We start from the raw sequence: 20285 nt of genomic DNA on the forward strand, positions 1-20285 counted from the left end.
TATGTTGGAAATTCGTGAAGTACAACCAAATGATAGCAAAGCTGTATCCACATTTATACAGCGAACAATGGAGGAAGTCTATCCTTTTCCATTAACCGCTGCCTCCAAACGTGATGTAACAGAGATGGAGGCCTTATTCCTTACACCTTCCAACACAGCTATGATAGCTGCTTTTTCTGATCTAGAAGTAGTTGGTACGATTGCGATAAGGCCATATGACGGTAGAATCACAGCACTCGGCAGTCGTTATGATGACAAAAATGCCTGTGAAATCATCAAGTGTTATGTTAAATCAGATCGGAGGCAGCAAGGAATTGGCAGTCTCCTGTTTCAACAAGCGCTGGCATTTTGCAGACAAAGCCATTATTCCATCATGTATTTGCACACCCATCGCTTTTTACCAGGTGGACTGACTTTTTGGAAAAAGAAAGGATTCTCACTTTTGTTAGAGGAAGAAGGAGAATTAGAAACGGTGCACTTAGAGAAGATGGTGTAAAGAATGGTGATCCTGACCAAAATATCACGTCAGGATCATCAAGGAAAATACTGCTCTATTCCAGTGTTTTAACCATCTTCACGATTTCTTCTGCAAATCCTAATCGTTTGTAGAATGAAATGGCATGCTTATTTGCTTTAAATACATCTAAGGCGAGCTGCTTACATCCTTTATCCAGACACCATTCTTCTGCTTTAGCCATTAGCAATTTCCCGATACCTTTCCCTTCACCTCCACTTGTGACAGCAATCGCTGAGATGTATGCTATCCTTTCATTTGTGAAATAATCTCGATCGCTAGTCAATTCAATGTACCCTTGGAACACATCGCGATCTTCCACCACAAAAATATCTGAACTATTTGATGACACAGCATTCATCGCCAACTCTAATTGTTTTGCTTTCAAATCCTCTCGATTTCTATATTCCATTAATGGGATGTCAGTGAAGCGATAGGATAGGTTGATGATCTGGTCTTTATCCTTTTCCTGGTACGGTCTTATCTTCATTTAGCTTCCAACCTTTATCATCTATTTTTGACTTTTATTCATGAAAGTAGCGGAATATTTATGTACGGACTGCCAATACCTCGTTCTCTAATTTCTCTAAAAATGCCGACTGCTCTTCAATAAAAGGGGAATGTGCGGAATGTTCAAACGTATGGAATCTCTTCTTAGGTGCTTTCAACTGATCATAAAAACGAAACGCCTGAGCATGCGTCGTTAAATAATCATGTCTGCCTTGAAGGATATAAACATCGGTATTTATCTCCTTGATTTCCGTCGCCAAATCCGTTTTGGCCATTTTTTCACCAAAAGCTTGGTAAGCATTTCCGATACCGCGAAACACATTGATTCTTTCTTTGAACGCATACTGTCGTGTACCAAATACATCCTTCAGCCCTTGTCGATTCGGGTATCCTTCCCGTAAAAAACCGCCTCCAAATTTGGCTCTGTATTTATCAACGATACTAAAATATTTTCGATCTTTATAATAGGCGTCGCTATAATCAACACTGTTGATCTCAGCGATTGCTTTTTCTTCTCCTGTCGCTTTGACTTTTTCCGAAATAACCTCATAGGTTTCTTGCTCAGAAGCACTTTGTGATCCCACTTGCCCCACACCAATATAGGCTTGAAAAAGGTCTGGCTGAATACTAGCGGCCTTGCTGCCAATAATCGTACCCCAAGAGTGTCCCATCAGATAGACTTTTTCTTGGGAAAACTTGTCGAGCAAATAATGACTGATTTCTACAATATCCTGGACCAGCTGATCAATGGTTAAGCTGTTTTTGTCTGATGTATAGGACATGCCAGTGCCGCGCTGATCCCAATAACAAACCGTGAACAGGCGATGGAACAGAACATTATTCGCGCGAGCGATCGGATATAATGGATAACCCGGTCCTCCATGTACGACAAACAAAACCGGCAGATTCTCATCGATTGTTTCAATAATTAAACCTTGCTTCAACCCATTGATAGATACATATTCTTTCGTAACGGTCTTACGGTCTTGGCTCATTCCGTTACCCCCCCTTCGTTTGCTATAACTATGAACATATGACCAAAGTATAACACAAAATAAATCCGTATCTCCAGAACAGATAAGCTTCAAAATGAAGGAATATAGGATGATTTTAAATGAAAGTTCGTTTAAATCCATAATTTTTTTTGCTGGAGATAAGTGATGAACCCTTATTATAGCCGTATTATATTAGTTGAGCTTATCAATGCAACAAAAACATGTGACAAGCAAGTCTTTGCTTACATGATTTCCTGATAATACCTCTGTCAAAACCAGTCAAACACCTATTATAGTCTACTTACAAAAAATCCTTCCATCTGTTAAGAGTCATCAGCACGACTTTTAACAGATGGAAGGATATAAAAATTACAAAGTCTTTCTCTTTAAGATAATAATTAAAAAGGTTAACCCGCCAACGATTTCAATAATAACAGACACAACACCTTGAGCGTTAAATACATGATTCATAATAAAGTAAGCACCCGTTAGTATCAGAAATCCAGTCGCAAGGGCCATAGGAAAAATATATCTGTGATCATAAGTTGGTGCCAACTGATAACTCAATGTTGCAACCAAAAAGCCAAAGAAAGTAAGCGGCCCAACTAACGCCGTAGAGACGGACATCAAAATAGAAACTAATACAAGCACATAAATGATACTATATTGATGATTGACTCCCAGAGAACTAGCAATATCTTTCCCGAGCGATAATACATTTAATCTCTTCGAATAAGCCAGTAGAAGAATTGCCACAATGATTACGATAGGAATGGCAATTGGAAAATATTCCGCATCCGCATGATTGACAGAACCAAACAACTTCGCCTGTAGAATGTCAAATTCAGAAGGCGCAAGTAATTTTCTCATAAACGTCGACAAAGACCTTAACCCTGTCCCAATAATGATACCAACCAAAAGCATCAGCTGTAAATTTCCATACTTCCCGGAAAGCAACCATCCGTAAAGGATCAAACACATCGCCACCATGGCAGCCACTTGCAATAAGAAGGAGCCAGCACCCATATAACCTATAAATACAGTGGTACCGAAGAAAAACATCGTACTCGTATGAATCGTGGAATACAGTGCTTCAAACCCTAACAGCGAAGGAGTTATCACCCGGTTATTCGTAACCGATTGGAAAGCAACAGTCGCCAAGCTCTGACAAACAGCAGCAACAATCATGGACACAATAGCTATCATTCTTCTTTCCACAACTGGTATAAAAGAAGGAGAATCTATTGGAACGGGATTGTTATAAACTAACAGTCCATACGAGGAAAGGAGACCTAATCCAATCATTGTTATCAATAATATCCAATAACGTCTTTCCTCCTTTTTAGAACGAAAAGCTTTATCAGCTCTATCTGTATTAAGGAGACTAGAATCCATTTTTGCATTTTTTTTATTAGTATATTCCAATTCGTTATCCTAGCCTCCTTCTTCTTAACAAAATAACAATAAATACGATCGCACCAACTGTTCCAAGTATCAAAGAGACTGGCACTTCGAAAGGCATGATAACCGTGCGTGATATGATATCAGCAATAGTCAAAGCCCCAATTCCAGACACACATACCCATGGCAGGTTACTCCTGAGATTATCGCCTCTAAACATGGAAACAATATTGGGAACAATTAAACCTAGAAATGGTAAGTTACCAATCACAGCTGCCACAATTCCAACGGCAAAAGCAATAAGGCCAGTACCAATAAGAATAATCTTATTATAACTCACCCCAAGGCTCGTGGTAACATCTTCTCCTAGTCCAGCTAAAGTCAATCGATTAGCATAGATAAAAATAAGAAAAGTAACCACAACAATCAGCCATAAATATTCATATCTACCAACTTGAATCGAGGCAAATGAACCGACAAACCAGGTTTCCACATTTTGCGACATTTGAAAAACAAGTCCCATAAAAGTGGAAAATGCAGAAATGACCGCCCCTAGCATGATCCCTATAATCGGCACAATTAAAGAAGAACGAAGCTTCACTCTTCTTAAAAACAAAAAGAAAACCATCGTTCCTATAAAGGAAAAAATGATTGCTCCTGTCATTCTTAGCACTAAAGATGGTGCGGGGAATAATAAATAAACAAAAAGCAAGCCTAAACCTGCCCATTCAATCGTTCCTGTAGTCGTAGGTTCGACTAAACGATTCTGTGTAATAAGCTGCATGACGAGTCCAGACATGGCCATTGCGGCTCCTGTAAGCATTAGCGCAGCTGTTCTTGGAATACGAGTGATGAAAAACATTTCCATCCCATCTTCTTTACCTCGTATATCGTAAACCCCGATAGACATGGAAATAACACCTAATATAATAACAACGATAATTGCTAAAATAAAAGGCTTCGTCCATATTTTTTCATAATGAGAATGTGGGGACTGAGAATCCCCAGCCCCAAACATTTTTTGTATGGTATTTTTAAGCACTATAGTTATACTCCTCTAAACTACTCAGATAAAGTATTTGCAATATCTTCAAATAAATTGGTAAATGTTTGTATTGATTCATTGGTATAGGTGTCTGCTGGTGCGTAAATTAATTGTCCTTCCGTAACAGCCGTTGTGTTTTGAAGAGCAGGCGCATTATCAATAACATCTTGAGCAGGTGAAGCTTCCTCTTCCGATGCGATAGCCGCGTCACGATCCATTACGAAAATCCAGTCAGGATCTGTTTCTGCAATAGCTTCCACCGAAATATCATCACCTTGGTGGTCGGATGAAGCTTGGTCAATTTCTAATGATGGCGTCCAGTCAAAGATATCATATAATGGTCCCCAAACACGACCGGACTGTGGAGCGGAAAAATTAATATCCCCACCAGAAACAACTACACTCATGATGGTATCTGTTCCATTATATGCAGACTTAGCATCCTCAATCGATTGATCAAAATCAGCTATCAATTGCTCCGCCTCTTCCTTTTTATCAAAAATGTCTCCTAAAGAAGTGGTCGAATCCTTAAATCCATTTACTAAATTTTCTCCAGGAGTGGTAGCTTCTTCAGAAACGTCAATGTTTAGATCAATCACCGCTGCATTTGGTACTATCTCTTTAATATCTTCGTAAAAGCCACCAAATCGTTGGCCCACAATGACAAGCTCAGGATCTGCAGCTGCAATAAGCTCCAAATTAGGTTCACGGTGATTTCCGATATTTTCAATCGATTCATCACTGGAATATGGTATATCTTCAGGTATTAAATCTCTAGGGGCAGCAGCTAATTCAATCCCCCAATCAGATAGTGTTTCAAAAGCTCTACTATCTAAAGCGACCACATTCTGTGGATTAACCGGGACTGTAACTGTTCCATGAGCATCTGTAATTTCAACCGTTGCATCTTCAGAAGCACCATCCGTTTCTTCTGTCTCAGCAGCATCATTATCTTGACTAGCATTTCCCTCATCTTCATTACTGGAATCGCCACAAGCTGCCAAAACCAAAACAAACATTGCAAATAACGCAATTATAAAAGCGGACTTAAAAAAACGTATTTTTTCCATTTCTCCTACCTCTTTCTTTATGTATATTTTATAGACAAATAGACTATTGAGGTGATCTATTTAATATCTGCGTATATTTAGCGCATGATGTAAAATAATGAATCCTAATATACTATAGTGCCTAGCTACAACAAATTGATATTGATAATCAATCTCAATTAATCTATTTTAAAGTATATCAAATTAATAAAAGTTGTCAACTGTATTTTGTACATTTTCACTGTTAATCTTGGTACTTATACAAAATGACTGCTGTTCACCCTTGTAGAAACGAATCATCACTGAAAATTTGTTGAACCTAACAGACCGTTACTGCGGTCAGATAAAACAGGGGGAAATCCGTCTAGTCCTCTAATGCTACCCGAGATGAGAATACGGACTGCCGATAAGATGGATTATGTGAAGTAAAAGGCTATTCCAAGTGATCATGTTGAACGTTTTTTATGTGCTAGGAAGCGTAACCTATTCTCGGAGCGACTTGTCTAGCAGAGAAAAATAGGTCAAACTCACCACATAGGAAAACACAAACCGTTCACATAATCCATCTTATCGGTACCACTATTCGTTCAAGGTCAAATCATTCCAAGTCCTATTATACCAAGGGTTTTATACTTTCCTTGTTGATAAAATATGCTTGCTCCTTATAAAAGGAGCAAGCATATGTCAAGATTCATCATTTTCAGTCAGGTGTACTAAATCCAGTTATGATACATAAAGCAGACGCTTCCCCACTAGAAATGGATGGAGAAAGCATCAGATCCCTCTGCTTTTAACCTGTATGAGAGTCAAAGTATACACAAAAACGACAACCGTTTTGCATATGAACCGGAATATGCATATCGTAAATTTCGTTTAACGCCTCTGAATTAATAATTTCGTGTGTTGGTCCATCTTTTATGAGATGCCCATCCTTTAAAGCTACGATATAATCCGAATAGACAGAGGCAAAGTTAATATCATGTAAAACAATCACCACTGTTTTATCCAACTCATCAACAAGCTTGCGTAATATCTTCATAATTTGCACAGAATGCTTCATATCTAAATTATTCAATGGCTCATCCAGTAAAATGTATTCTGTATCCTGAGCAATAACCATAGCAATAAAGGCACGTTGCTTTTGACCACCAGACAGTTCATCCAAAAATTTATGCTGGATATCGGTTAGGTTTAAATATTCAATCGATTGATCGACAATGCGATTATCCTCCGCATTTAAACGACCTTTTGAGTAAGGATAACGACCAAATGATACCAACTGTCGAATCGTTAATTTTACATTCAAAAAATTCGATTGTCTTAAAATAGCAATACGCTTAGCAAATTCTTTCGATTTCATACTTTTGATATTGTTTTTATCTAATAATACCTCTCCGGTATCTGCAGCAAGTAGACGACTTGCCATGGAAAGCAGCGTTGATTTCCCTGCGCCGTTTGGTCCGATAAACGACGTAATCTTATTAGGCTGAATTTCAACCGAGATATCATTCACGATAGGTTTATTACCATACTTCTTGGTCAATCCTTTAAGTTCAATCATGTCATAGCCCTACTTTCTTTAAGTATTAAATAAATGGATATAGATGGTATGTTATATTTAAATGGAAGATGTGCCTCCATTTAATTCTGTACATCGCAATGAAGTTATAAAACATCCTCTTTTAGAAAGAAGCTAATTTATAACTCAGCATAGAGATGTGACTTGTCATTATTCTTCCAATGAAACTAATAATGATTCTCATTACTAATTACATTATAGATGACCCACCTGTTAAAATCAATACTTCTGTTATTTATTTAGCTCTATTTAGGAAGCCATTTGAATGGATCTTGTATTGATTATCTAATTTGCTAAAAAGAATTATGCTTATGAGGCATTACATCTTAAATTTTAGGTATTATACACATGTTGCGTTCTTTGTTAATCTGAAATATATAAGGATGAAAGAAGAAAAGATGAATAGGATGATAGAATAACATGAAATCATTAAATACAATGTCCCATTCCAGAAAAATCGCCATTAGTGCACTATTGGGTATCCTGGCGGCTTTTGGTTCACTGACAGTCGATATGTATCTGCCTAGTTTTCCAACCATTGCAAATGAATTTGGAACAACCGCTTCGAATGTCCAATTAAGCTTAACCTTTTGTTTGTTAGGGTTGGCAGCTGGGCAAATTGTCTTTGGGCCATTAAGTGATAAGCGAGGAAGAAAAATACCGCTTATTTCTGCATTGATTCTTTATGTGTTTGCTTCTGTTTTGTGCATTTTTGCAGCTTCGATTTGGCTTTTTATTGTTGCTAGGTTTTTCCAAGGGTTGACTGCATCGGCAGGAGTTGTCATTTCCAGAGCGATTGTTCGAGATATATATTCTGGTAAGGATTTGACAAGACTCTATGGATTGATCACCCTTTTTGTCGGGGTTGGACCAATAGTAGCTCCAATTATTGGTGGGGCAGTTCTTAACTTCACCAATTGGCAAGGCATTTTTCTGCTACTTGGTTTTTTTACACTGGCGATTTTAGCCTTTATTTTTATTGTTTTACCAGAAACAAACCCCACTTCTAACAGGGTAGATGGAAATATAAAAGAAACACTGATTACATTTGGAACGTTAATCAAGAATAAACACTTCTTAGGCTATGGACTGACACAAGGCTTGATCATGGCAAGTGTGTTTGCGAATGTTTCCGGTACACCATTTGTTTATCAGTCTATTTATGGAGTATCACCACAAATGTTTAGTTTCTTGTTTGCTTTAAACGGTGCAGGAATTATCATCGGCACTAGAATCATTGGAAGGATTACAAGAAAAATAGAGGAAGATAAATTACTTTATATTGGACTTTGTATTTCTACTTTATTTAGCATGATCTTATTTTTTATGACATGGATACAAGCGCCTTTGCCATTGATTGTTATTCCTTTGTTTGTCGTTGTATCTTGTATTGGTATCAGTACCCCTCTTACATTTTCTTTAGCCATGAGCAATCAGGAGAAACATGCAGGAAGTGCCTCTGCATTTTTAGGAATTCTGCCTTATCTATTAGGAGGCATAGCTATTCCTTTTGTAGGGATTGCAGGAGAAGATACGGCTGTCCCGATGGGGTTAACTATGGTCATTGCCAACCTCGGCGGGTTGTTAAGTTATCTTTTATTGGTACGTAAGAATGCTCAAATCTAAAAGGCAAAAAAAGCATTCCAGATTAAGTTGGAATGCTTTTTGTATTAGTAAATTTTTTATTTTTAACCCGCGCATTCCTTTTTCGACAACTCAAGTCTACTTTAATGTTGCGGATCATCTTCTAGTTCTATCCTTTGTTTTGCCTGATTGTAAAAAGCTTTAATCCGTTGCTGTTCTTCTTCCATAAGCGGCGCAGCAAAATCATAGAATTTCTCTATATCACGTTTGCTAGGGAAATCTTTTGTTTGGGCTTCATGTAATATCTCCGTATACACATTACGATCTTCTTTTTTTATAATAAGTGGAGACAAATCATTCTCAAGTAAGGAGTAATTCATAATCATCCGACCTGTTCGACCATTCCCATCAGAGAAAGGGTGTATCTTTTCAAAAGCAATATGTCCTTCTAATATCGCCTTTGTTCTTTCTTCGTCTGTTTCAGCACTCTCTATTCGATATGCTAAGTTTCCAACAAACTGATCCATCAACCCAGCTACTTTTTCAGGGGGGGTTGTTTGAAAATCCACACCTCTAATATAATTGACGTCTGTTTTAAATTGCCCTTTGTCATGTTGCAGGCGATCAGTTAATTGTTCATGTATATCTTTCACCACAGAAATGGATAAAGGTACATTATTTTGTACGTTAGCAATGACATAGTCAAAAGCTGTTTCATGATTTAAGACTTCAAAATACTCTCTTTTGGTGATTTTAGAGTTATTAGGCAAGGTTTGGTCTATAATGATGGTAGCTGTTTCAGGTAATGAAATGGTATTTCCTTCCAAACCACTCGAATGGTGTGCCAACCTCACCAAAACATCACTTATATAATCAGGTGTTAATTTGTTAAGTAGGCGATTCAATGTAGTTCCTCCCTAAACACTTTATAGCAAAATCATAACACACGTTTGGCGCATTAGCACGCAAAAAAATGCTAAATCGAAAGTCCATTAACCACGATCAATAATTGTAAAGCGTTATTAGCCACTTAGGGTTGGTCATCATATACTGCCAACGGCCATTAGAGCCTTATTATTTTCATTAATGATTTCACTATAATATTTTGAATCTCAGCTACTTGATAAAAGATTGACTATGACCTAACGTCATACTATAGAATGTAATAAGGAAGGAGAGAGCGCACGTGAATGAAAAAATGTATACCGTAAAAAATTTGCAACATTGACAGGTGTCACAGAACGAACGCTTCATTATTATGATCGAAAAGGAGTCCTGACTCCAACGAGCTATACCCAAAACGGTTATCGCCTCTATAGTCATGACGATATATTTAAAATGCAGAAAATTTTAACACTCAAATATTTAGGGTATTCTTTGAAAGAGATCATCGATTACCTGTCTAAGAATTCAAAAGCTAGTGTACAAGATACATTGTTTAAACAGAAAGAATTGCTTAAGCAGAAAAGAGAAGAACTGGATCATATCATCAATACGTTTTCGACAGTAGAACAAATCATTCAAGATGAAAAGATGGAGAGTGACTTATTACTCGCTATCATTCATTCCATTCAAATGGAAAACAAACAGAAACAATGGCTATCTAACCAACTTCCCAAACCCATTGTTGATCAAATATTTATGGAACATATACCTAAAGAAGAAAGAATGAATAGGGATCGTGAACTATTAATAGCTATCCATAAATTACAAGGTCTTTATGAGAGTGGAGTTCCTCCACATCATATAGACGTTCAACATTTAATGAAACAGCTAGAAAGAATGTTAAACAACATTTTAGAACCAAAGTATCAAGAAGAACTCGAAAAGTTAAAAACAGAAGAAAGTTCCTTATATCATTTTTCCTTTATATCTAAAGGATTCCAAGATTACACCGCAGCAGCCTCAGATATATTAAATAAGCAAAATAATAGACCAAGAAGAGGCAATGAATATGAAGACTGACCGTCTGCAACTCCCTATTTTACTTATGATTCTTTCCCTTGTAATGATCGGAAGTTCCATTATTTTTCGGTTAAGTAATATTCATAGCTTGGTTGCCCTATCATTAACGATAGCTTTAATCATTTTATGCCCATTAAGTATTTTTTTCTTTTTAATACTGCCTAGATCGTTGCCGAAAATACTCCTATATGTATCATTTATTGTATGCTTAGGGCTTTCTTATTGGATTATTCCTTCTGCTCAGAAACATTTTTTTAATCAAATTTTGGATTGGCTTTTACCTGTTGTGCAAATGAGTGTCGTTATCTATGTTGTGTATAGTATAGCCAAAGGAATTATACGTTATAAGAAAATCAATGCGGATGGTAGCTATACTTTTCTGGAAACGACAAGAATGTTGCTTGAGCCAAAATTGGGAAAAGGTTTCTTCTTAGAAGCAGTCATGACAGAAATCAGTGTTTTCTATTATGCAGTATGGGGATGGTTTGAAAACATTAATTATGAAGGGAAATGAGTTTTTTACCTATCACAAAACATCACAGATCAAAACCATCGTCATTGTATTTTCGATTATTATTGCAATAGAAGGAGCATTATTCCATTTTGTTATTCAATGGTGGAGCAACATTGCTGCATGGATCTTTACGGTATTAAATATTTACGCTTTATTTTATTTGGTTGGGCTTTATCATTCTACAAGATCTTTGCCTCATGTTATCAAACAAGATAAGCTTATTATACGACTAGGCTACCAGAGTAGCATTGAATTAGATATTAGAAATATAGAAAGCATCATAAACGCAAAACAAGGCGGAATAGAAGATAAGCTACCGAAAGATACTTATTATTCATTGCTGAAAATGGACTCCCCGCAATATGAGATCATTCTAAAAGAGCCGGTTTTAATGAAGGGTTCTTATGGGAGGAAGAAACAGGTTAATCGTGTTGTTTTTAGATCGGATCAGCCAACGAAAATGCTGGATCGAATCAATCGGATAAGAGAGGAGAATCCAAGTGAAATGGAATAGTTTATCGTGATATCAGTCTGTAAAGAGGTAGATCCGTATCATTCCCTAATCAACACTCGTGAGGTTATGTAAATACCGTCCATTAAAATTCATTTGCTAATGGACGGTATTCAAGATCGAACAATGTGTGAAATTCCTTACACTTCTATTCCCGCTACTTTTTCAGTAGGAAACCCCATTGTATTCCAAGCTGCTATGCCCCCAGCTAATTCTTTCACTTCAAAGCCTTCATTTATTAAAAATAATGCTGCTTTTGCCGCTGTATTACACCAGACGTCCCAGCAATATAATACTAACGTTTTGTCTTTTGGCAATTCAAAAAATCTTTTCTTTAACTCACTTTGTGGTATCTCTACTGCTCCTTCCACTTTTTCTTTTTTCAAATGTGGCGGACCATTGCGGACATCTACTAGATAATAATCCTCTGGAGATTCCTTTACTGCGTTCAGATAGTCCATTGGGCTAAACGTTGCCTGCACCTTTTCTTCAAAAAATTGATTTGCGGTTATTGCCATTGTTCGTTCCTCCTTAATCATAAAATACCGATGTTCCAGTATATATCTTCTCTAAAATATGTTTCAAAGACTCTTTCTCTCCCGTACTTAAGTTATCTAACAGAGCGCTTGTTCTATAATAATGGTTAGGTAACATATCCACCAATCTTTCTTTTCCGCTCTCTGTCAGCTTAATCGTTAACTTCCTTCGATCAACGGAACTATGCTTCCGCTTTACCCACTCTTGTTTTTCCAATCCATCTAAAAGACCGGTAACCGTTCCCCTAGTAAGTCCCACACTATTGGCTAATTCGGATGGGAATAGTTCATTTTTGGGAGCTCGATACAGTAACATAAGGATGTTAAATTTGTTTAATGATAATCCGTATTTAGCAAAGTATGATTGATAAGCATCAGAAACAGCACGGGAAGTGGTAAGAAAACCCAGACACAGTTCCACGGATAAAACATCTACTTCTGGAAATTGCTCGGCGTATTGTCTTAAAACCTTATTACTCGGTAAATCCTGCAAATAAAAATCGGTCATGATGATTACCCCTTTAAAAGTTTGTAACTATATAATAAGGCTCCAAACAATAAAACGCAAATGTATTTCCAAACAGATCATGGATTGCTTATTCGAATATCGAGCGTGCTCAATCGATTTGTGCCTATCACATGAGACAAACGAACATCTGGTTACCATACTACAACAACACTTTTCATGGTTTTCCCCTCCCTTAACCACAATAATTCGCTAGCATATAGTTTGATACCGAACTATATATCGTAGTATAATATGGTAAGTCATTATTAGTCAACCCGATGAACGGATTTTCTAACCAAACATTTATTTGAGGAGTAATCGTGAATGAAATATAATGTAGCAGGCGTTTTATACCCAAGCGCACCTTTTGATTTTGAGAAAAGCATTTCTTTTTTACAATCGTTTAAACCGACCAATAATGAGCAAACCTATCAAGGACACCGACTAACAAAAGCGATCGAACTTTCTTCTATTCGTGTTATTTTTTCCGTTTATTCAACAGGCACCATTCAGAACCCAATATTACAATATGAGTTGTATGCAAATGATCCTATCAGCAGTTCTAGTCAAGCAGAAGCAGAAGATCGAATCACATTCTTTTTGAGTCTAAAAGATGACTTAACCGAGTTTTATGCAAGAAGTGAAAGGGATACTATTTTTTCACCCATCATGAAGCAGCTCTATGGTTATCATCAAGTCAAGTTCTTAACGCCTTTTGAGAATGCTTGCTGGGCAGTTCTTTCCATCAGAAATCCAATGAAACACGCCATCAATCTAAAGAAAGCGTTCATGCAAACATATGGGGATAAGCTGTATTTAGATAATACTACTTATTTTACTTTTCCGTCTCCCCAAAAATTAATAACTATTAATGAAGATTCATTAAATAACATTGTTCATAATCAAACAAAAGCAAACTATCTTTGGCATGTGATTCAAGCTTTTTATCATATGGACGAAATGGCATTACGCTCAGCATCCTATCAAGAAGCATATAACCAGTTAATAGACATAAAAGGGATTGGGAAATGGTCTGCAGATTTTATACTGTTAAGAGGATTAGGGAAAATGGAGAAATTGCCTTTTAATGAAAAAGTCTTAAATAAGTCTTTTGAAGCCCTGTATTCCCAGGTTGCATCAAAGATTACTTTAGGAGAAATTTCACATCATTATGGCAAGTTCGTTGGTTATTGGGCTCATTATATGAGAGTTGCTCAAAATGGAAGTGCAACGACCAGCAGTGAGGGTTTTTAGCTTGCTCACGCAGACGTTGCAACTTCCTCTGCTCCCTCCACTGATGGGTGCGTCTTGCTTTACTCACTTTCATTAATATGGGAAACACGAATGGAAAACTCCTCAAAACTCATTTGCCCTAAAGCAAATTTCTTACTTTGAACAAAGATACGTTCATTCTTCGTTAGTTCACGTTTTGCTTCTTTATCTATCCATTCATGCTCCATGTCCAAAACGTCTAATACATGCATTTGTTTGGAAAAAGCTTCATAATATCTTAATCCAAATTTTCTTTGCGAAATCGCATCGGTATGAATGCCATCTGGATTTGCTGTAAAACCTTTGGCTGTTACAAAGTAGACATTATTTTCAGCATGAGCAACGTTGAATAATATCTGGTTGATTTGCTTATATTCTACAGCGTTTTTTCCAAATCCGTCCTCTCCAAGATAATGGCCCAACTCACCGATCATAATTGGAATATCTGGTGCATTTAATTCTTCTCTCAAATGGTTAAATAAGGAAATTAACTTCTCTTCATATGCCTGGTAACGTGCTCCATAACTATCACTTTCCCCTTGATGCCAGAGAATCCCCACTATTTCACTTGTTTCCATAGCGAAGGTTGCTTCAGAAATCGCATGTCTAGTTAATACGCTATCTACTGCCCACTCATCGATAGAGCTGCCACCCTCAGCACATGGGATCAACCCAATCGATTCACCGGGGTGGTCCTCCGTCCACGCTTGAGCAAAAGAAGTTGCCGGCCCAACACCTGCTATGTGGCGGTCAACATGAACTGGTTCCGTCATCATTTGCCATCTGCCATTTCGCAACATTTTTATATTTTCATTATAAATCAGCGGTACATCCTGCAAAAATCCTCTTCCTGCCATATTGGATTGTCCAATTAATAATACAGATTTCATAAAACAGCCTTCTTTCTTTGGATAGATGGATTGTGGTCGCATTATTTTTTCAAGTCGTTGCTGCCTTTTCTTTTTGATGTAGGATTCATCAGCGGTTAACACATCCCTAATGAACAGTGCGGCTATTCTATCTCCACCTCGCTCATTTTCACCCTCAGATACTTCTATATTTTCAAATTCTGAAGCATCATTCAGGGAAGCTGATGTCATTAGGTCTCCTGTGATTTCCATACTAACCATACTTTTGTGAACATTATAACCTAGCTACATAATAATTTTAAAGATACTATTCATACCTCCCTCAATTTATTTTGATTTCCTTAAAATATCGCTGTTTTTCTATCTTTTTCTACCACATTTGGTGAAGCTATCTGGTTAAGGTGAAGGAAAGTATACGCCCGGGGGGTTAAGTATGGAAATAATAAGTAGCCCCTCACGAACTTAGCATCCATATTTATGAAAACTAAGTAAAATATACCGTATGATTGCACCTTTGGATCTCCACATTCAACATGGCGGTGGATCCTCCCATGTTTCTCGGCGTCGTGCGCGTAGATTCCTTTGTTCAACCTTACCATGTGTGGATGCCGGATATGCTTTCTAAGTGGGTCTATGCCCTAACGGAGTAGATACCGACCGGCTAATCCGTGCTTCAGATGTCATCGAATTTAAACAAATAGACAGCGTATTTTCTGTTGTATCACGCCACATTCCTGTATATCATGCATTATTTGATTTTGGTGGAGGCATAGCCTGTTATACAAGCTATCCTACATTCGCCTGTATCAAGCATTCACGCGTTTCTGTCTGCAATCTGTCTCATCAAGCTACTTTCTGCAGGGATCTCAATGAAGGGATATCCCTCATCATGCGTTCTCCATCGAATGCACAGTTGCGCGTACCCATGACATAAAAGATCTTGATAAGCTTTCGGCCAAGTGCTACGAACGATTCTTTGCCTGTCAGTGGATGGTCCGGGCGATTTCTATAATAATGATGCAGCTGTTTGAAACCTTCGTTATTAGCTGATAAAGGGCGTGCGGCAAGGTACAATATAGATCTTAATCGACGGCGACCACGTTTCGTAATCGTTGTTTGACCCTTGAATTTGCCCGATTGGTTCAGCTGCAGATTAAGTCCCGCTAATTTAATGATTTGGCGTGGATCTTGATAATTGGATAAATCTCCTACTTCAGCGAAAAACCCGGCAACGGTCATGACACCAACCCCTTTTATCGCGATCATTTGACGGGCACCGGGCACCTGGAGAACAAGTTCTTCCAATCGTGCTTCATGAGCCTCGATACGTCCCTTTATAGCTACATATTGATCGATTAAATAGCTGATTTCCTCTCGTGCCATGGTCAGTCCAACGGTCATACCTACACTCGTTTCAGCCGCATGTTTCAGGGATCGAGCTTGCTTGATTCCAACGCCACGCTTCGCCGCTTCTTTGATTTCCGCCAGTAAAGCCTCTTCCGAACAGGAGGCGATATCAACGGGAAGATAACCTTTTTTCAAGAAATGGATCGGTGTTTTCTTCGTCCAGTCTTTAAAAACAGTTGTAAACTCCGGGAAATAGCGATCTAGCGCATTCTGTACCTGCGCTTTTATAGATGTCAAATCTTTCTCCATTATGTCATGGAGTTTCATCCCTTCCCGCAATTCAGCATAAAGACCTTCCAGTAAAATCGGTTCATGAAAGCGTCCTGCCCGCACTACCTGTGCTATTACTTTCGCATCTTTTGTATCGTTTTTCGTTGGCGAGTCATCATCCAACTCTTTGGTGCGTTTGACTTTCGTTGGGTTAACAACCACAGCGTGCAACCCTTGTGCCTTTAAATGATAAGCCAGGTTGAGCCAGTAATGTCCTGTTGGTTCCATCCCAAACATAAAATGGGGGCGCTGTTGTTGCTCAGCAAGATGCTCTGCCCAATCCAACAATGATTGAAAACCTGTTAGACTATTTTCAAACACCAATCGTTTAGCCAGGTCGCGTCCACGATCATCTATGGCACGCGCGACATGTTTGTCCTTGGCCACGTCTATTCCGATAATAAGTGTCTTGTCTGTGATTTGCTCTAAGCGATTATTTTGTGTAGAATCCATGGTAGGAGTCCTCCTTGGTATCTAATTTCGAGGTCATCGCGATGACACTCTCTATCGTACCAAGAGGGCTCTATTTTTGTACAATCGATTCTAGCCCCATTTACCTTCATATTTTTTTATATACAGGAATGCTTTCTATAGATATAAACAGTGGGTCTATTCTAGAGGTTGTTCCAAAAGCCCAATAAAAATGACGCATCGGATTTCTGCGTTGGCGATATAGGAACTTCTACTAAGACCGCCCACGTCCTGTAGGCAACGCAGAAGTCAACACATCCTGCGTGAGTCCGCTCCTCACGTATGAAAAGCATACGTTCTGGTACTCAAAACTGCACCGCCTTGAACTTCTTGATCCTTTTCATCGGGCTTTTTGAACGCGCACTTCTATAGATTAGTTTCATGATTTTCTATTTAATCAAAACATTTTTTCTTCAAAGTATTAGAGTAAATTCTTATACGCCTCAACTAACACAAGTCCTTTTGACGTTGGTTCTAAAAAGTTTTGTTCTGTCTCCTATTCATTCATTTCTCTAGTTTGAGCCCGGTAAACAAATAAAGACATGATAAACGCAATGCCCGCCATAATAAATGCGATAAAATATACCAGTTCCATCCCATCAATCATGGCTTCGTTAATAGAAATTGGATCTGTTGGCGTTGCTGATTGATTCAATATATTTTCTTGTCTTGCGCTCATAATACTAACAAATATTGATACCCCAATTGCACCTGCAACAGGCTGTAACGTGGTCACAATAGCAGTTCCATGGGGATACAGCTGCTTAGGTAATTGATTTAATGCATTCGTTTGGGCCGGCATCATAATTGCTGATACGGATACCATCAATAATATAAAGCCTGCTATCACAAACCACACAGGAGTATCCAAACTTAATCTGCTGCTCATCATAAACATGGTTCCGCTCAATATCAGTGTAGCAGGAATCATCATTACTTTTGGTCCAAATTTATCAAACAAAGCTCCCATTACCGGAGACATGAGTCCGCTAAGTATGCTTCCTGGTAATAAAACCAGACCGGCTGTTGATGGAGATAATGCTAAAGGCCCCTGCATATATAGCGGCAATATAATTTCAGATGCAAACATGGCCATAAGAACAAACAAAACTAAGATGATCCCATGCGTAAACATTGGAAAAGCAAATGCTCTTAGGTTCATGATTGGTTCATCCAGTTTAAACTGCCTCAAAGCGAATAATAACAGGGCGATTAGCCCAACCACAATCGGAATATATGCAGCAGGATCCAGAAATCCATTTTCTAAATCGCCTGCAGAACTAAACCCATATACCGTTCCGCCAAATCCAATTGTTGAGTAAACAAGTGAGATGATATCTATTTTCGGCTTCGTCACTTCAAATACATTAACGACGTATTTATATGCAAGAAAAATAGAAAGTAACGCAAAAGGAATGACAACGATAAATAAATACCGCCAGCCTAAGTGTTCAACAATAATCCCTGAAAGTGTCGGTCCGATAGCTGGAGCAAACAGGAGAACTAGCCCCATAAATCCCATCACCTTTCCACGACGTTCAGGAGGAAATATTAATAAAAACACATTCGATATAATCGGGAGTAACAGACCTGTTCCAACCGCTTGAATTAAACGACCAACCAACAAGATTGAAAAATTCGGTGCAATGGCACAGATTGTTGTTCCGACTGTAAAAATGATCATCGTTCCTATAAATAATTGGCGTGTTGAGAACCATTGCATGAGCATTGCTGACGCCGGAATGATAATTCCCATCACCAGCATAAAACCAGTTGCCATCCACTGAACGGTGGGAAGTGTAATTTGAAATTCCCCCATTAATGTCGTTAACGCAATATTTAATAAGGTTTCATTCAGAACTGCAAAAAACGCACCGATAATTAATGAGATAATAATAGGCATTGATTTGAAATTTGGATTTTCTGCTAAATATTCATATTTTCCATTGGTATGTTGACTCGTCATTGTGCAAAACTCCTTAAAGATTGCTTCGATAATTTCATTTAATTCTCCCTCTCTTTCTGATTACATAAGAAACTCATGTAATCTGTTGTTATTTGCTCAAGCCACGTTTTTTCCTCTGCTGTGAATGGTGTAGGGACGAAACGTTCGATTTCTTGAATATAGGCTTCTACCCGTTCTTCATTCTCTTTGACGTTAATATCTACGGAAAAAATATCCGTTAGCTTTTTTGAAGAATCCATATCGACCTCATCAAGAATGAGGCTATAAAAGTCAGTCAGCATTTGTTTGACCTCTGAATTATCTGCCGGCCTCCCACAATTCTCTTTCACCCGTTTACAAAATGTCAGCCATTCCTTTTCAAAGAACATCTTCTCCTCAGCTCTCTGCGGAAACAACTTTTTCATAACATCATCTTTAATAATCCCTTTCGCCAACTCCAGCTGTTTTTTCTCGTTTTGCATACTTGCCAGTAAACTGACAAGTATATCATGATCCACTTCTTTTTCATTTTCTAAGAGATATATCGTCCGATGAATGACATCCAATACCATATCAATCTGTTCCTTATCTTTTATCAGCTTTGATTCCTGCATCCTTAACGTATCGATAAAGCTTAAATTGAAAATATCCAGTTGCATATAATCCTTAATGTTATCTAAGCTCATCCCTAAAAACTTCATCGTCATAATTTTATGCAGCTGAAGCATATCTTCTTTTTCATAAACACGATGACCCGTATTTTCATCTCTCCTCGGCTTCAAAATATTTTTCTCATCATAATAATAAAGTGTCCTTACAGAAACACCTATAGAATTGGCAAATTCACTGATTGAGAATGTTTCTTTTTTCATAACTGGTTATCCCCCTCTCTAGATTGATGGATTTATCGTATCACCCTACGTGGCGGTAGGCGCAAGAGGAATTATATTTTTTTTTTGCCATTTTCGGTAACCCAAATTAATTACCTCCAATTAGTTGTTTCCTCTCTCTAAATCATTAACATATAAGTATACTGTCTAGTCGCATGTGTTGCTGATGGTGAAACGGGAAAAACAGTGGAGAAAAAAATAACGAGCATAAGAAATGATTGGTGGAAAACATACGCTAAGCAAATTCCAACATAAAAAAAGCCGAGTCTCCCTTCGCTAAGGAATCGTTCGGCTTTCATTTTATTGGTTTAGAGAGCGCAGAGAATTTAAGCTTGTTATGTTAGTCATATCAAAGGTGTAATCCCTGAAAAATTGATATATTCCCATCCTAGTGGTGTAATGTGTTTTAATAAATACTCCCGTAAACTTCCCTTTGTCATTCAGTTTCAG

At 37.9% G+C, this 20285-nt stretch carries 19 protein-coding genes; 6 read left to right on the forward strand and 13 right to left on the reverse strand.

The features are described from left to right. The first annotated feature begins 1 nt into the window (after window position 1). Window positions 2-496, forward strand: coding sequence for a GNAT family N-acetyltransferase (locus E0E32_RS17715; RefSeq protein WP_130860340.1), 495 nt, complete (start codon window positions 2-4; stop codon window positions 494-496). Between the two features lie 55 nt (window positions 497-551). Here E0E32_RS17715 and E0E32_RS17720 read toward each other — a convergent pair whose 3' ends face one another. From E0E32_RS17720 to E0E32_RS17745, 6 genes are all read right to left on the reverse strand, one after another. Continuing rightward, window positions 552-1004 (reverse strand): GNAT family N-acetyltransferase, encoded by a 453-nt coding sequence (locus E0E32_RS17720; RefSeq protein ID WP_130860341.1) that lies wholly within the window; start codon window positions 1002-1004, stop codon window positions 552-554. Window positions 1005-1062: 58 nt separating this feature from the next. Further along, entirely contained in the window at window positions 1063-2019 is a 957-nt protein-coding gene (locus tag E0E32_RS17725; RefSeq protein WP_165445069.1) for an alpha/beta fold hydrolase, read from the reverse strand. A gap of 369 nt (window positions 2020-2388) precedes the next feature. Further along, entirely contained in the window at window positions 2389-3414 is a 1026-nt protein-coding gene (locus E0E32_RS17730) for an iron chelate uptake ABC transporter family permease subunit (protein WP_066186633.1), read from the reverse strand. Window positions 3415-3448: 34 nt separating this feature from the next. After that, window positions 3449-4438 carry an ABC transporter permease gene (locus tag E0E32_RS17735; RefSeq protein WP_187374469.1) on the reverse strand — a complete coding sequence of 330 codons (990 nt, stop codon included), beginning with the start codon at window positions 4436-4438 and terminating at the stop codon, window positions 3449-3451. A 44-nt stretch (window positions 4439-4482) separates the two neighbouring features. Further along, a complete protein-coding gene (locus tag E0E32_RS17740; protein WP_130860343.1) occupies window positions 4483-5535 on the reverse strand; it encodes a siderophore ABC transporter substrate-binding protein in 1053 nt (350 codons plus the stop codon). A gap of 769 nt (window positions 5536-6304) precedes the next feature. Then, entirely contained in the window at window positions 6305-7075 is a 771-nt protein-coding gene (locus E0E32_RS17745; protein WP_066186574.1) for an iron ABC transporter ATP-binding protein, read from the reverse strand. Between the two features lie 438 nt (window positions 7076-7513). Here E0E32_RS17745 and E0E32_RS17750 point away from each other — a divergent pair, with 438 nt between their 5' ends. After that, window positions 7514-8719 carry a multidrug effflux MFS transporter gene (locus E0E32_RS17750; RefSeq protein ID WP_130860344.1) on the forward strand — a complete coding sequence of 402 codons (1206 nt, stop codon included), beginning with the start codon at window positions 7514-7516 and terminating at the stop codon, window positions 8717-8719. A 101-nt stretch (window positions 8720-8820) separates the two neighbouring features. On the opposite strand, the gene E0E32_RS17755 is transcribed toward E0E32_RS17750, so the two are convergent. Next, window positions 8821-9582: a Fic family protein gene (locus tag E0E32_RS17755; protein ID WP_130860345.1), complete on the reverse strand. Its 762-nt coding sequence runs from the start codon at window positions 9580-9582 to the stop codon at window positions 8821-8823. Between the two features lie 319 nt (window positions 9583-9901). Between E0E32_RS17755 and E0E32_RS17760 the strand changes: the two genes are divergently transcribed. Genes E0E32_RS17760 through E0E32_RS22695 form a run of 3 tightly spaced genes read left to right on the forward strand, consistent with a single transcriptional unit; the run spans window position 9902 to window position 11670 of the window. After that, on the forward strand, window positions 9902-10642 hold the full coding sequence (locus E0E32_RS17760; protein WP_130860346.1) for a MerR family transcriptional regulator: 741 nt from the start codon (window positions 9902-9904) through the stop codon (window positions 10640-10642). Next, window positions 10632-11156, forward strand: a complete 525-nt coding sequence (locus tag E0E32_RS22690) for a hypothetical protein (RefSeq protein ID WP_286171992.1) — start codon at window positions 10632-10634, stop codon at window positions 11154-11156. Before E0E32_RS17760 ends, E0E32_RS22690 begins: the two co-directional genes overlap by 11 nt. After that, window positions 11128-11670: a hypothetical protein gene (locus tag E0E32_RS22695; protein ID WP_286171993.1), complete on the forward strand. Its 543-nt coding sequence runs from the start codon at window positions 11128-11130 to the stop codon at window positions 11668-11670. Before E0E32_RS22690 ends, E0E32_RS22695 begins: the two co-directional genes overlap by 29 nt. Before the next feature lie 137 nt (window positions 11671-11807). On the opposite strand, the gene E0E32_RS17770 is transcribed toward E0E32_RS22695, so the two are convergent. Together E0E32_RS17770 and E0E32_RS17775 are read right to left on the reverse strand one after the other, a co-directional pair. Further along, window positions 11808-12185 (reverse strand): rhodanese-like domain-containing protein, encoded by a 378-nt coding sequence (locus tag E0E32_RS17770; RefSeq protein WP_235817432.1) that lies wholly within the window; start codon window positions 12183-12185, stop codon window positions 11808-11810. 13 nt (window positions 12186-12198) lie between these two features. Beyond that, window positions 12199-12711: a MarR family winged helix-turn-helix transcriptional regulator gene (locus E0E32_RS17775; RefSeq protein WP_130860347.1), complete on the reverse strand. Its 513-nt coding sequence runs from the start codon at window positions 12709-12711 to the stop codon at window positions 12199-12201. 324 nt (window positions 12712-13035) lie between these two features. On the opposite strand from E0E32_RS17775, the gene E0E32_RS17780 reads away from it, so the two are divergent. Next, a complete protein-coding gene (locus E0E32_RS17780) occupies window positions 13036-13965 on the forward strand; it encodes a DNA-3-methyladenine glycosylase family protein (RefSeq protein WP_130860348.1) in 930 nt (309 codons plus the stop codon). A gap of 59 nt (window positions 13966-14024) precedes the next feature. On the opposite strand, the gene E0E32_RS17785 is transcribed toward E0E32_RS17780, so the two are convergent. The 4 genes from E0E32_RS17785 to E0E32_RS17800 form a co-directional block, all read right to left on the reverse strand. Beyond that, window positions 14025-14873 (reverse strand): sialate O-acetylesterase, encoded by an 849-nt coding sequence (locus E0E32_RS17785; RefSeq protein WP_130860894.1) that lies wholly within the window; start codon window positions 14871-14873, stop codon window positions 14025-14027. Window positions 14874-15695: 822 nt separating this feature from the next. Beyond that, on the reverse strand, window positions 15696-16982 hold the full coding sequence (locus tag E0E32_RS17790; RefSeq protein WP_130859896.1) for an IS110 family RNA-guided transposase: 1287 nt from the start codon (window positions 16980-16982) through the stop codon (window positions 15696-15698). Window positions 16983-17496: 514 nt separating this feature from the next. Further along, window positions 17497-18966: an MDR family MFS transporter gene (locus E0E32_RS17795; RefSeq protein ID WP_130860349.1), complete on the reverse strand. Its 1470-nt coding sequence runs from the start codon at window positions 18964-18966 to the stop codon at window positions 17497-17499. Between the two features lie 38 nt (window positions 18967-19004). After that, window positions 19005-19817: a MerR family transcriptional regulator gene (locus tag E0E32_RS17800; protein WP_130860350.1), complete on the reverse strand. Its 813-nt coding sequence runs from the start codon at window positions 19815-19817 to the stop codon at window positions 19005-19007. Window positions 19818-20285 lie beyond the last annotated feature (468 nt).

The sequence above is a fragment of the Gracilibacillus phocaeensis genome (assembly GCF_900626275.1).
Classification (GTDB): Bacteria; Bacillota; Bacilli; order Bacillales; family Amphibacillaceae; genus Gracilibacillus; species Gracilibacillus timonensis.